The sequence below is a fragment of the Lysinibacillus parviboronicapiens genome (assembly GCF_003049575.1).
Classification (GTDB): domain Bacteria; phylum Bacillota; class Bacilli; order Bacillales_A; family Planococcaceae; genus Lysinibacillus; species Lysinibacillus parviboronicapiens.
In genome coordinates this window covers 117,649-131,568 of record NZ_PYWI01000006.1, presented here as the reverse complement: position 1 = coordinate 131,568, position 13,920 = coordinate 117,649, and the positions used below count along the sequence as shown (strand labels likewise).

At 38.5% G+C, this 13,920-nt stretch carries 14 protein-coding genes and 1 pseudogene; 2 read left to right on the top strand and 13 right to left on the bottom strand.

Annotated features, from left to right (window positions below):
• Positions 1-132 precede the first annotated feature (132 nt).
• Positions 133-1,263: a C40 family peptidase gene (locus C9J35_RS07925; RefSeq protein ID WP_327323092.1), complete on the bottom strand. Its 1,131-nt coding sequence runs from the start codon at positions 1,261-1,263 to the stop codon at positions 133-135.
• A 355-nt stretch (positions 1,264-1,618) separates the two neighbouring features.
• Entirely contained in the window at positions 1,619-3,607 is a 1,989-nt protein-coding gene (locus tag C9J35_RS07920) for an ABC1 kinase family protein (RefSeq protein ID WP_107924100.1), read from the bottom strand.
• A gap of 516 nt (positions 3,608-4,123) precedes the next feature.
• On the opposite strand from C9J35_RS07920, the pseudogene C9J35_RS07915 reads away from it, so the two are divergent.
• A pseudogene (locus C9J35_RS07915) lies at positions 4,124-5,448 on the top strand (FAD-dependent oxidoreductase).
• Positions 5,449-5,488: 40 nt separating this feature from the next.
• Here C9J35_RS07915 and C9J35_RS07910 read toward each other — a convergent pair.
• The 11 genes from C9J35_RS07910 to hmpA all read right to left on the bottom strand — a co-directional run bounded on the left by C9J35_RS07910 (position 5,489) and on the right by hmpA (position 13,203).
• Positions 5,489-6,439, bottom strand: a complete 951-nt coding sequence (locus C9J35_RS07910) for a c-type cytochrome (RefSeq protein WP_054768329.1) — start codon at positions 6,437-6,439, stop codon at positions 5,489-5,491.
• Positions 6,440-6,674: 235 nt separating this feature from the next.
• Positions 6,675-7,382: a DsbA family oxidoreductase gene (locus tag C9J35_RS07905; RefSeq protein WP_054768328.1), complete on the bottom strand. Its 708-nt coding sequence runs from the start codon at positions 7,380-7,382 to the stop codon at positions 6,675-6,677.
• Between the two features lie 10 nt (positions 7,383-7,392).
• A complete protein-coding gene (locus C9J35_RS07900) occupies positions 7,393-8,169 on the bottom strand; it encodes a sulfite exporter TauE/SafE family protein (RefSeq protein WP_107924079.1) in 777 nt (258 codons plus the stop codon).
• 165 nt (positions 8,170-8,334) lie between these two features.
• Positions 8,335-8,562: a sulfurtransferase TusA family protein gene (locus tag C9J35_RS07895; protein ID WP_054768327.1), complete on the bottom strand. Its 228-nt coding sequence runs from the start codon at positions 8,560-8,562 to the stop codon at positions 8,335-8,337.
• 52 nt (positions 8,563-8,614) lie between these two features.
• Complete coding sequence (locus tag C9J35_RS07890) at positions 8,615-9,742, bottom strand: MBL fold metallo-hydrolase (RefSeq protein WP_107924078.1); 1,128 nt, start codon at positions 9,740-9,742, stop codon at positions 8,615-8,617.
• Between the two features lie 83 nt (positions 9,743-9,825).
• Complete coding sequence (locus tag C9J35_RS07885; protein ID WP_054768326.1) at positions 9,826-10,221, bottom strand: DsrE/DsrF/DrsH-like family protein; 396 nt, start codon at positions 10,219-10,221, stop codon at positions 9,826-9,828.
• A 15-nt stretch (positions 10,222-10,236) separates the two neighbouring features.
• Positions 10,237-10,791 (bottom strand): sulfurtransferase TusA family protein, encoded by a 555-nt coding sequence (locus C9J35_RS07880; RefSeq protein WP_107924077.1) that lies wholly within the window; start codon positions 10,789-10,791, stop codon positions 10,237-10,239.
• A 70-nt stretch (positions 10,792-10,861) separates the two neighbouring features.
• Positions 10,862-11,158: a rhodanese-like domain-containing protein gene (locus tag C9J35_RS07875; RefSeq protein ID WP_054768325.1), complete on the bottom strand. Its 297-nt coding sequence runs from the start codon at positions 11,156-11,158 to the stop codon at positions 10,862-10,864.
• Between the two features lie 12 nt (positions 11,159-11,170).
• Positions 11,171-11,512: a rhodanese-like domain-containing protein gene (locus C9J35_RS07870; RefSeq protein WP_107924076.1), complete on the bottom strand. Its 342-nt coding sequence runs from the start codon at positions 11,510-11,512 to the stop codon at positions 11,171-11,173.
• A 44-nt stretch (positions 11,513-11,556) separates the two neighbouring features.
• Entirely contained in the window at positions 11,557-11,817 is a 261-nt protein-coding gene (locus C9J35_RS07865) for a metal-sensitive transcriptional regulator (RefSeq protein ID WP_107924075.1), read from the bottom strand.
• Positions 11,818-12,036: 219 nt separating this feature from the next.
• Complete coding sequence (gene hmpA, locus C9J35_RS07860; protein ID WP_107924074.1) at positions 12,037-13,203, bottom strand: NO-inducible flavohemoprotein; 1,167 nt, start codon at positions 13,201-13,203, stop codon at positions 12,037-12,039.
• A 191-nt stretch (positions 13,204-13,394) separates the two neighbouring features.
• On the opposite strand from hmpA, the gene C9J35_RS07855 reads away from it, so the two are divergent.
• Positions 13,395-13,832, top strand: coding sequence for an Rrf2 family transcriptional regulator (locus C9J35_RS07855; RefSeq protein ID WP_107924073.1), 438 nt, complete (start codon positions 13,395-13,397; stop codon positions 13,830-13,832).
• Positions 13,833-13,920 lie beyond the last annotated feature (88 nt).

Here is a 13,920-nt window from a genome sequence, read left to right as displayed (position 1 = left end):
TTATCGCTGCATGAATACCTAAAATTGAATAAGAAAATTTATATTTCTTTAACGTTTAAAAAAGGCCATCTCTGTAATTTGCTCTACAAAGATGACCTTTTTGCTATTTAAATCGTCTTATAAATAGTAGGATTATTGAATGCGACCGAAGCCTACTAAATATTGATTCCACCAATCAAGTGATTCAATGACAACACCTTTGTTTTGAGCATCAATCATCGTGTTGTTGCCTAGGTAAATACCAACATGTGCTACGCCTGAACCATAACTAAAGAATACTAAGTCACCTACACGCGCTTCACTTGCTGAAATGCGTTGTGTTGCTAGATATTGTTGAGATGCTGTACGTGGTAATGAAACTCCCGCTTGCTTGTATGACCATTGTACAAGACCAGAACAGTCAAAACCTGTTGAAGGATTGCTACCGCCCCATACATAACCACGGCCTAAAAATTGCTTAGCTGTTGAAATAGCATCGCCTGAAGAAGCTGTACCTGTACCTGAACCAACTACGATTGATTGTGGTTTCCCACCGCCATTACTAGTTGCTTGCATTACAGGTGTAGCAGATTGTAGTGCACGTAAACGAGCCGCTTCTTCTTCAGCTGCTTTACGCTCCGCCTCTAAGCGTTCCTCTTCTTGTTTAGTGGCAATCTGAGCCTTTAACGCAAGTGATTTTGCTTCGTTTTCAGCTTTTTTAACTTCCATTTCGCTTTCTTTTTGTTGAAGCGCTTGGAATTGCTTTTGTAATTCTTTTTGTTTTTCATCTAGAGTTGCTTTTTGTTCTTCTAATTTTGCTTTATCTGCCTCTTGTTGGTTAACCAATTCTTGGTCAGCGTCCATTAATGTTTTAACCGCTACGACACGATCCATTAAGTCTGCAAAGCTTTTTGCTTCAAGCACTACGCTTAAATAAACACCCACAGTGTTATCCTGCGCTTGGTATGCAGCCATACGTTCACTCAAAATAGCAGAACGTTGCTCGATACGCTTTTCTGTTTCCACGATACTAGCATCAACTTCTTTAATATCTGCCTGTACTTGATTAAATACTTTAACTTTTTCATCAATATCGTTTTGAAGACTTATTAATTCTGCCTCTAATTTTTTAACTTCTGCATCAATTTGAGCTTTTTTCTCAATCATTTGTTGAGAAGTTTCTTCTGCGTGCACTTCGGTTGGTTGTACTGTATTAAATAATAAGCCGCCAGCAAGTGCTAATGTTAGCACCATCGACTTACGCCATTTATTGCGCTTACCCACTAAACTTCATTTCCCTTCATCCATCAATTTCGCTCTCGGTGTTCTATGTAATCACTTGAACGATTTCTATATATATTCGAATTTTTTTATACTTTTATTAGCCTTTTAAAGTTTAGCATTAAAAGCATAACTTTTATACTATTTCTCGTCGTTTTAATAGTTTAGTAAAACTCGAAACATTTTTGTAATATTACCAACACTGCTCAATTACTCTACAATAACCGATAATACGCTACACTAATACTTATTTACCTCTTCACTCCACCAACCACTCATCATTATTTGTAATGGTTTTGTAATATACAAATTATATATTTCTCAGGAATTAAAAAAGGTAAGGGCATTTTTCCCCTACCTATTGTTTCATTGAACGTAAAGCTTGAATCGATAACCGTACTAACAGGATGGCACATAAGAATAAACCTAAGTACGCTGCTGTATTTAAGTATACGGCATAGGAATCATGTATAAATTGTGAGATAGCTAATAAAGCTACTGAAATTATGCCAAACGTAATCCCCACTAGTAACAGAACAAAACGTGAAAACAGTTGTGTAATAAAACGAGCATTATGTTCATCTGAAAAAATATCATGATGTAATATGATTTTTCCACTTTCCACACGTTGAATGAGTTGATCAACTCTTCTTGGCATCTTTCGTAACGTTGGAATTAGCATCGATAGTTCTTCTTGCAAACGTTCCTTTGTAGCCATTGGTTCTTTAAAAGGTTTTAAAAATGCTGCGCGCATATAGGCGGAAGAAAAATCCTTTGCTTCTGTGAAAATATCAAATTGCGGCTCAATAATTCGCAACGTACCATCCAACGTCACTAACGATCGAAGCGCTAGACCAACCGACGGATAAAATGCAAGGCCAAAATCACGGACAACGGTAAATAACGAATGAATCAATTCTTCGGTTGGAATACGATCGACATAAGAAATTTTTAACAAAATTTGATCTATTGCTTGCTCCATTCGTGCCCGTTCTACATGATTTGCATTCTCTACTAATAGCATTAAGCCGTCGTATAAGATGCTCGAATCATTTTGCTGAATGCCCATTAAAAATAGCTTTAAACCTTCTTGTTGGGTAGTTCCTAAACGTCCGACAGCCCCGAAGTCGAGCAAAATTGGTGCACCATCTGTCTCATCGATATAAATATTGCCAGGGTGCGGATCTGCGTGAAATATACCAGAAAAAAGCATTTGCTCAAAGAAAGAATACAGTATTGTCTGTGCAAACTGCCTACGATCTATTGATAGTCGTTTAAACTCTGATGCACCTTCTGCCACGCTTTTCCCTCGTACGTACTCCATGACAATAATATCTTCATCACTATATTGCGTATAAATTTTAGGAATGCGCACCTTATAATCACTTTTCGCAAGCGCATTCGTCACCTGCAATGTATTACGGACCTCAATGTCTAAATGAGTTTCCTCACGCAAACCATCCGCAAATCCACCAGCCAACTCTCGAAACCCCAATGATTCTGCCCACGTTGACTTGCTTGTAAGCCAGTTCGCAAATTCCTCTAATATATCCAGATCATCACGCATTATACCTTTCACTTCTGGACGGAGTAATTTCACCACAACTTCATCGTAATTTTTCAGTCGTGCATTATGTACTTGTCCAATAGATGCAGCCGCTAAAGGCTCCATATGAAAAGTAGTGAATACCTCATCTACAGGTTTAGGAAGGGCATGTTCCAATATCTTTGTTACTTGCTCAGGTTGCAACGGCCTCACACTTTGTTGGAGCCGCTCTAATTCATCTATGAATATGGGTGAAAACAACTCCTTGCGTGTAGATAATACTTGACCAAACTTGATGAATATCCCACCACACTGCTCTAATGTCTTTCTTAGTGCAATCGCAAGCTCCTTTTCATTTTCACGCTGTCTTGCATATTTAATTGTTTGTACAACACCATTAGTGACTGCAATTTTTAATACCTGGCGCAATCGCTTTTGTTGACGCCAGTAACTACGTAACCTTAACAGTATAGATTTCTGTCCGTGTCGTCGATCTCCACTAGCAATACCACTCGAATCAAAGAGTTCAAACACGAGGTAAAGTAGCATGGATATTAGGAGCATACTGCCTATCCAAATGAGCGTACTTACCTCTGTTATAGTTTGCACCATTGATTCCGATAAAAAATCTGTATGACGCAAGTATGAATACCAGTAAACAAAGGACGTCAGTGTCACACTAATCACAACTGATAACACTCTTCGTACAAAATTTATACTCGAACCTATTAAACGACCACTGACAAAGTAAATGATCCCCGAAACGACTATAATTTGAATAAGAAATTTAACAAAAATCAACAGTACCGCCCCCATTGTTTCTTCCTAATACTGCTAGTATAACAAATTCATGCATGTACTTTCTTTTACTAACCCCCTGTTGTAAATGAAGTTAATAGCTATTTTTACCATCCCATCAAATATTTCGTACAACCATTGTCAATATTAGAAGTCCTATTCGTTATTTTTTGGCTCTTTTTCAAAATATGTACTTGACTACACATGTCATTGCGGACGGTCGCTTTTTCGCGCCTGTGCTGAGCATCCTCATTGCTCGTACTTTGCTCTGCGACGAAAACAAAGCGACAGAAGCAGCATTCACCACCCTCGGTTCCTTGTACTTTATTTCAATATATAATTATTAAGCCAAGTTTACTGAAAAGAATAAATAATTATCATTGATTATATACCCGAGAAGGTATACAATTCATTTATATTAATGCTCTATAAGATTATAAGCCAAATAAATCGTTAATAATTCAACATTTAACATTCTCAATACCCTTATAAGTATATATTGGAAAAGGATGTGTATATATGAGTAAAAAGTTTTTAATAGTTGGTGGTGTCGCAGGTGGTGCCTCAACAGCTGCAAGAATTCGTCGCTTAGATGAGCAAGCCGAGGTTATTATGTTTGAAAAAGGACCCAATGTATCATTCTCCAATTGCTCTTTACCGTTTCATTTAAGCGGAATCGTTGAAAACAGTAGCAAATTGATTTTAATGACACCACAGACTTTTCAATCAAAATACAATATCGAAGCACGAGTTAGTCACGAAGTAGTTTCCATTAACCGCGATGCAAAAACCGTAACTGTAAAGAATTTAATAAACGACACTAGCTATGAAGAAAGCTACGATACGTTGGTGTTATCTCCTGGCGCAAGCCCCATCGTACCAAACTTAGAGGGAGTCGATTCTCCTCATGTATTCACTGTTCGTAATGTAGTAGATATCGAACGATTAAACAATTATGTTAAAAGTGATGATGTAGAAGATATTGCCGTGATTGGTGGTGGCTTTATCGGTGTAGAAGTGGCGGAAAATTTACGTCTTGCAGGTTTCAACGTCTCACTCGTTAAGCACGCGCAGCAGCTAATCACATGTATAATATGCCTCAACAGAACAAGGGAGTAATCGGATCTGCGAGCGTACAAATTTTTGATCTGACGTGCGCTGCTACGGGGTTAAATGAAAAAACAGCACTTGCGAATGGCTTCCAAGCAAAAAGTGTATATATTATAGCACCCGACAAAGTAGGCTTAATGCCAAATAGTAATCCGCTACATTTTAAACTTGTCTACGAGGTGCCAACAGGGAAAATTCTTGGTGCTCAGGCTATTGGAAAGGGCAATGCAGACAAACGAATCGACGTCATTGCGACAATGATTACAATGAACGGTACATTAGCAGACTTAAAAGAGCTTGAATTATCGTACTCTCCGATGTTTAGTACAGCGCGGGATGTGGTTAATCTAGCAGCACTAGTAGCACAGAATCAGTTATTCGGTCATTACCAGCAAGTTAACGTAGATGAGGTTCGAGGTCTAGTTGAACGTAAGGCATATATTTTGGATGTGCGCGAGAAAAACGAGTATGAGGCTGGACATTTAATTAATGCGATAAATATTCCATTAAGTGAGCTTCGTGAACGTATGAATGAAATTCCAAAGGACGTACCAATTTATGTACACTGCCGCTCGGGTCAGCGCAGTTATAATGCCGTTATGGCTCTGCAAAATAACGGCTACACCAATGTCTTTAATGTGGCAGGATCATTCCTAGGCATTTGCTTATACGAATACTTCAATGACATGACAACAAATCAAGAAAAAATTGTTACAGCATATAACTTCAAATAATATGAAAGGGATGCCGTCAAATCACAGCATCCCTTTTGGTTTAATTTGTAGAAAGTACTTGCTCCCAATCAATCGTATTGTTCTTTACTTGTTGTCGTTTCTCTTTGTCCATAATATCGTTCGGACGGCCACCTTTTGGCCAATCTTTATCATGATTTGCCCATTCTGGTCGATCCTGCGATAAAATATATGCCGCTAAATCAGAAGCATCTTGATCTGTTAAAGTACCACCCGCACCAATTGGCATGTTATTTTGAATGTAACCAGCCATTTTCGACATACGAGCCATTCCCGCACCATCATTAAAGGAATTTTCACCCCATAATGCTGGACCTGTATTTGCACCAGTACCCGAGCCATCTGCAGCATGACAAGCGATACAAGACTGTGCATATAGTTCCTCACCATTTGCTACATCCGGTATTGGTACACTCTTCATATTACTTGCACCAGCCCATTCACGTTCTGCCCCAATTGGAACACCTTCTGAAATATAGGCAAAGTACGCTACCATCGCTTCCAACTCGTCACTATTTATTTCGAATTTCTTACCATTCATACTTCGTATCATACAGCCATTAATGCGTTCTTCTATCGTTACAATACTTCCCGAACGACCAATGTATTGCGGATAATTTGCCATAACGCCTACCAAAGAAGAAACTTGTTCATCATAACCTGCTCCTGCATGACAACTTGTGCAAGATAATTGATTGCCAACGTATTCATCTGCGGCAACATGTGTATTATTCACAAGTTCATAGCCATACAAAATAGCTTCTTTCATAGGTCCATCTGGTACCTCTTCGATACTTGGTGGTGCGTAGACAACTTTCTGAGAAGCTGCTGTTGTCGGTACTTGCGTTTGTACCGTTGCATCTTCTGTCTCTCCATTTGCATCACCTAAGATTTTATCGCTGATGACCGCTCCCACAAAAAGTGAACCAGCTAATAATACCGTTCCTGCTATCCCCGTTACTATAGCTTTCATCTTCCATACCCCCCTCTGTATCTTTAATTTCACTTTAGCAAAATAATGTATTTTTAGATGTGATTTTTCTCACACCACTAAATATTTGAACCTTATATACAACAAAGTTGGATAAATATTGAAAATAATATTGTGCTATAACAGAAAAACCTAGACTTAATACCCCTTTATGTATATTTAATTTTATGCTAGAAAAAAACCGAGCACATCACTGTACTCGGTCACTTCCATTTTATTATAGTTTACAGTCTCCGTCAGCACATGCAAACTCACCATCCCCAGCCCACTTCAACGAAGACTTCACACCGACCATTTCAGCAGTTTGATGCAATGTACGTACAAATACTTCATTTGGCTCTGCACCTTTAATGCCATAACGATTTTCGAATACAAAGAATGGTACACTTTTCACACCAATTTGCTGTGCATCATAACGATCCATGTTCAATTCTTCTATAAAAGCTTCACTTGAAAAAAGCACTTCTTGTGCATCAACTACATTTAAACCTAAGTCTTCGATAACTGCTAGTAAAACAGCTTCATCATTTAAATCTTTACCTTCTATAAAATAAGCAGCCATCAAAGCTTCGTTATATGCCACTTCTTTACTAAATTGTTTTGTCCATTTTGCTAAGCGATGAGCCTTCTCTGTATGCGCAATTTTCATGTCATTATAATAATAAGCAAGCCCTACTTCCCTTGCTCGCTTTTCAATACCAACTGTCATTTGCTTCGCTTCTCCCATCGTCATCCCATGATCGGCCATTAAATATTCCAAAAAGTTCTGTCCTATCTCTTTTGGTGCCTTAGGATTTATTTGGAACGCTTTAAATTCTATTTCTACTTGTCCAGTATATCCAGCCTGTTCAATGGCACGTTGTAATTCCTTTTCCCCTATATAACAAAAAGGGCAGGAAAAATCGGAAAATATTTCAATTTTCATTGTATACCTCCTACAAAATATCCATCCAAATCTTTACTGCAGTTGCGAGTATAAGTACCGCCAAAATACCTTGCAATACCTTTGTATTCATATTTTTCCCTGCCTTCGCTCCTAATGGCGCAGCAATCAGACTAGCCACAATCATTATCGCTGCTGGATAATAATCAACTTGACCTGTCATTAACTTCCCTATTGTACCACCGATGGATGAAATAAAAGTAATCGCTAAACTTGTTGCAATGGTCATACGCGTTGGAATCCCTAATACAACAAGCATAATCGGCACGAGCAGGAAGCCACCTGCCGCTCCAACAATCCCTGAACCAATCCCCACGATGAACGCTAAAATTGATGCTAAAACTTTGTTAAAACTAACCTCATGCATTGGCTTATCATCAATGTGCTTTTTCGGGATAAACATCATTACCGCCGCAATTAGCGCTAATATACCATATACGACATTAACACCTGTTTCCGATAAAAACCGGGAACCATAACTACCGACAAAGCTCCCAACTAAAATAGCAGCCCCCATATAGACAATCAGAGACTTATTTAAATAGCCACCTTTACGGTAAGCCCACACGCCTGCAATTGAAGCAAAAAACACTTGTACGGCACTAATACCCGATACCTCATGTGCTGTAAACGCTGTAAAGCCAAGTAAAGGGGGTATATATAATAACATAGGATATTTAATAATCGAGCCACCAATCCCCAGCATTCCTGACACATAGGAACCTACAAAACCGATTACAAATATTGTCATGATCCATGTTATATCCATTCATTTTTCCTTCTTTCTTATCAATTACGTCTTTCGCGAAATAAACCCACCCTCGCCAGAAAATTCATTTAGCCGTAGACTTACATTCTCCATTGCTTCAGTAAACAGTAACTACAATACGAAGAAGAAAGGTGAGTGTCCAAGCTCGAACACTCACCAATCACATTACGCTTTTTGAATAAAGAATGTAATAACACCAGCATTTTCGGATTGACCAAGAATTGCGTGGCCCCCTACTTTAGTCCAAGCCGGGATATCCGCTAAAGCACCTTTATCCGTTACTTGCACTTCTAAAATTTCACCCGATACTAGAGTGTCCATAGCCTTTTTCGTTTTCACGATGGGCATTGGGCAAGATAAACCCTTTGCATCTAATTGTAAGTTTGAATTCATGTTAATCTCCTCTCATGTCCGAATTGTGTGCAAATTGTGTGCGTGCCAGGCACTATCTTACGGCACAGCGATTTGGTCCTATTTCCATCTCTGTTTGTTCATCTTGTGCTGGTGTGATTTTGCCCATATTCACTTGGCGAATTTCTTGGTAGGCATTTGGTTGCGGCGGTAAATTATCAGTTACAATACTTCGGAACGTTACCTCATCTTCAATATTTAAGCCATGGTTTTCAGCAAATAATTCACCTAGACGCTTGCCCACAGTGCCATCTTCATTTAACTCATCAATAATCATAAAATGAGCCGGTAACACAACTAAATCATCTGAAAGTTCGCGGTAACGTTTATAAAGTGTTTCACGTAAATCTTCAACCCAGTCTTCTGCAAGACCAGCTAAATCCGGACGTCCAATCGAATCGATAAACAAAATGTCCCCAGTTAACAAATATTTGCTATCTACAACAAATGATGTTGAACCGATTGTATGTCCTGGCGAATAAATGGCCCCTACATCAATGTTCGATGCACCAATTTGTACCGTAGTACCATTTACTAACGGCTCATAATCATATACAACTTCCTCCGCATCTTTTGGGGGTAGATAATACGTCGCACCAGTTGCAGCTGCTATATGACGGCCTCCTGAAATATGATCGGCGTGTAAATGCGTATCAAATACATGCTTAATTTTTACGTTTTTCTCACTTGCAAAATTTAAAAATACCTCTGTAAAACGAACTGCGTCAATAATTGCTGCCTCACCCTCAGAAATTACCATATAAGACAGACAGCCTTTTCCTAAACGCACGAATTGATAAAGCTCACCGCCACCTGTTAAATCCCCTACTTTAATCGGCTCTAAATATTCACTCCATGTTTTCATACCGCCGGCTAAATAAGCTGCTTTAAGACCAGCTTCCGCTAACATATCAGCTACCATCATTGACGAGCCCTCTTTCGCACAAACGACTAAGACCTCTTTGTCAGTTGGGATTTTCGCTAAAATACCTTCTACGCCATCTAGTAACTCATAATACGGAATATTAAGGTATTCGAACTTATGTCCATCAATTTTCCAATCCTCAAATGCATCCGCATTACGTACATCTAAAATAAATAACTCCTCATTATTAATTACTTTTTTCGCTACATCTGCAGCGCTCCATTGTTGTACTGACACTCAAAGTACCCCCTCAGGTATTATTTTGTCGATTTTTTTAGCGGAAAGGACAAATCTCTCCGCTTACTTTTATCTACTAAACATTAAAACGTTAATGATGGCGCTGCATCTTTAGCAAATTCCAGGAACGTTACTGCACCGCCAACCTCAATACCCGCAACGAAATCATCTGTTGTCAAACCCATTACATCCATCGTCATTTGACATGCAATAAACTTCACACCTAACTCTTGTGCCATTTCAACTAATTGCGGTATAGCAGGAACATTTGCTTTTGCAAAGCCTTCAGCAAAATGTTCAGTTCCAGCAGGCATAGATAGCGCATGCATACCTTGTTTGTGTATTAAATTTAACCCTTCGAATGTGAAAAAGATTGCAACCTCTTTGTCAGAAGCTGCCGCTGCTGTTGCGATATTGAACACTTTATACGCGTCGAAAAGACCACCATTACTTGCAATAATTGCTACTTTGTTTGACATATCAAATTCCTCCAATTAAATAGTTTTTATGAGTTCGCCCGTCCAGGCTGTCATACCTGGAAGTACGTTATAAACCTTTGCAAAACCATTTGCCACAAGCCTTTGCGCTACAAAATCGCTACGCTTTCCTGTACGACAAATCACATATATCTCTTGTTCCTTGTCAAGCTCAGAGATGCGCGCCTCAAGATCACCTAACGGAATAGACAGAGCACCATCAATATGACCGAAGGCGAACTCCACCTCTTCACGCACATCTAGGATAAGCCCATTTTTTCCAACCACTTCAACTAACTCAATTGTCGGTTCAAACGCTTTTTCAACTATTGTGTCATTTTCGCATTTACGAATATAATGCTTTAACACAGCATCTTCTTCCGTTGTACCAATGTATCGATGACCTACAGTTTCAGCCCAAGCAGCTATATCCGCCCTAGAACCTTTATCCGTTGCTAGCACTTCTAGAATCTGACCATCCACTAAATCTGCCATTGCCTTTTTTGTTTTTACGATAGGCATGGGGCACGAAAGCCCTTTAGCATCTAACTGAAAATCTGCCTTAATACTCATAACTTCCTCCTTATACCTATAAGGGTATTATTTTTAGTAAAAAAATATAGACAGAGGCTAATAAAATCGCTTACTGCACTTCGCCTTCCCAGGCAAGCATGCCACCAAGCATATTTGTGACATCAAAACCTCGATCTGCTAAATATTGTGTGGCCTGAGCACTCCGAGCACTTGAACGACAAACCATAATATACGGTTCATTTTTCTTTAACTCGTGTAATCGAAATTCCAATAAACCCAAAGGAATATGAATGATGCCCGGAATATGCCCAGACGCCACTTCATTTACTTCACGTACATCAATTAGTTTGATAGCTTGCCCTTGCTCTAATGCTTGTTGAACTTCTTTCGCCGCAATTTCTTTCACTCTATTGCCCTCCTAGTAAGCGTTCATGCCGCCACGGACATTTGTTACACGCTCGAATCCTTGTTTCTTTAGTTGTTTACACGCTTGACTACTACGCATACCACTTTGACATATGACTACAATTTCTTTGTCTTGTGGTAGTTTGTCAAAGCTGGAGCCAAGTGGGATATTTTTGAATTGCTGAATATTCCCTCGCTTGTATTCAGCTGGCGTTCGCACATCCACAAATACTTTATCCTTATCATCCAACATATTTTTTAATTGTGCTACTGATATTGACTGAACACCTTTCGTCGGCTTCATCCTCCATACTAAAAAAGCAATAACAATAGCAATGATAATCCATGTTTCCAAGTGATAATTCCTCCTAACCACATACTATAAAGGGTATATATTATTTACCTACTTTTCACGACTAAATCCATTGCTTCTTGAATAGCAGTATTCATTTTTTCTGAATCTCCTTCAGCGGTCGCTACACAATTCAACAAATTCTCGCTAACAATCACTCCAATAGTTCGATCAACTGCTGAACGTACGGCAGATAGCTGTGTAATAACATCTTTACAATGTTGCCCATGTTCCATCATCCGCAAAATCCCACGCAATTGACCTTCCATTCTCTTCACTCGGTTTGCTGTTTTTGCATTATACGCCATTCTTGTGCACGCCTCCTTCCAAATCAAAATCGCATCTTGCTTACACGATTCATAATATACCCCATTAGGTATATTGTCAAGCATATATAAGCTAGCCGTTAATTTGTGAGTTCTATCCGTCATTTCCTTACTTCTATCCGCCTCAGCTTCTAACACAGATCTTTAAAATAAAAAAACCTGTTACAAGCGTCAAAAACGCTCGTAACAGGGAAATCCTTATTATTTTGCTAATTGCATTGCTGGACCAAAGAATTCATAGTGAATTTTTTCGTCTGCTACGCCAATTTCATGTAAGTTTTTAATAACCGCTTCCATAAATCCAGTTGGGCCACATACATATACGTCCGTATTATTCGCTATGCTTTCAGCCAATAACTCTTTTGTAATGAGCTTGTCTTCATCAGAGTATAAAGCTGTATATGTTGCATTAGGAAGGGTATTTATTTTTTCTTGAATGTCATCACTAAATGCTATTACGTTCTCATTACGCGCACATTGAATAAAGTTCACTTCATTTGCCGCATCATCTTTTAGAGATTGAAGCATACTATTTAGTGGTGTAACGCCAATACCTCCACTTACGAATGTGATTGGTGTAGATGTTTCTTCTAGAACAAATAGACCTGCTGGAACACTTACGTCTACTAAATCACCCACTTGTAAAACGTCGTGAATAAAGTTTGATACTTTGCCATTTGGTGTATGATCACTTTCACGTTTTACAGATATACGATAACCCTGTTCTGCTGTTGCTTGTGAAAGTGTATATTGACGGTTCATTAAATATTCTTCCCCAGGTACTTTCACTCGGATACTAATGTATTGACCTGGCTCGTAAGCTGGTAGTGGTGAGCCATCCTCATTCACAAAATAAAGAGAAGTTACTAGGTCACTTTCAACTTCTTTTTTAGCTACTTTTAATGGTTTGAATAAACGCCATCCACCATTTACTTCTGATTTTTGATATAACTCTTCTTCAACTTGAATGAATATATCTGCAATCATGCCGTACGCTTCAGCCCATGCATTAATAATATCGTCTGTTGCTGCATCTCCAAGGACTTCTTTAATTGCTTTTAATAAGTGTTCCCCTACAATTGGGTAATGCTCAGGTAAAATACCTAAACTACGGTGTTTATGAGCAATTAACATAACTGCTGGTAAAATCGCCTGTAAATTTTCAATATGAACAGCTGCCGCATACACCGTGTTTGCTAATGCTGTTTGTTGACGCCCTTGTTCTTGGTTCGTGTGATTAAAAATATTTAATAATTCCGGATGAGCCTGAAACATATTTTTGTAAAACGTCTTTGTAATTGCCACACCATGAACTTCTAATACCGGAACTGTCGCTTTAATAATTTGTACTGTTTCTTGTTTTAACATATCGCATACCATCCTTTCGTGATTACAATATAACGCTTTCATTTTCTTAAAGCAATATATAAAATACATCTTTAACAAAATAGACATAATTAATGTATTTTAAATACATCTTTTCAACAAGCATTCGGATTACTATGGAATAGATGAAAATGCTATAATTATTTATGAACTTTAGAAAGTAGGGTGTTCTAATGCGATTAACTTTATACACAGATTACTCTCTTCGGACACTCATTTATCTAGGAGCGAAGGAAGACGGTCAACTATCAACTATTCAAGAAATTTCCGATGCCTATAATATATCAAAAAATCATTTAATGAAGGTGACACACCAGCTTGGGCAGCTTGGTTACATCGAAACAATCCGCGGACGCGGTGGCGGTATACGTCTAGCAATCGATCCAAAGACGTTAACAATCGGTGAAATCGTTCGTCATACAGAAGAAGATTTTCATTTGGTGGAATGCTTCGATAAAGAAAATAACCTCTGTAAAATAGCTCCTGAATGTCAGCTAAAGGGCGTCCTATATGAAGCATTACAAGCTTATTTAGCTGTACTAGATCGCTATTCACTCGATGATTTTTTACATTCTAAAGAAAAATTGATGGCTTTACTGCTAGGCAAATAGAAATACCCGCTCAACCAAAAGTTGGACGGGTATTTCTTTTTATGTTGCTGACTGTTATTAATATTAACTTACGGTTATTAGGACATCG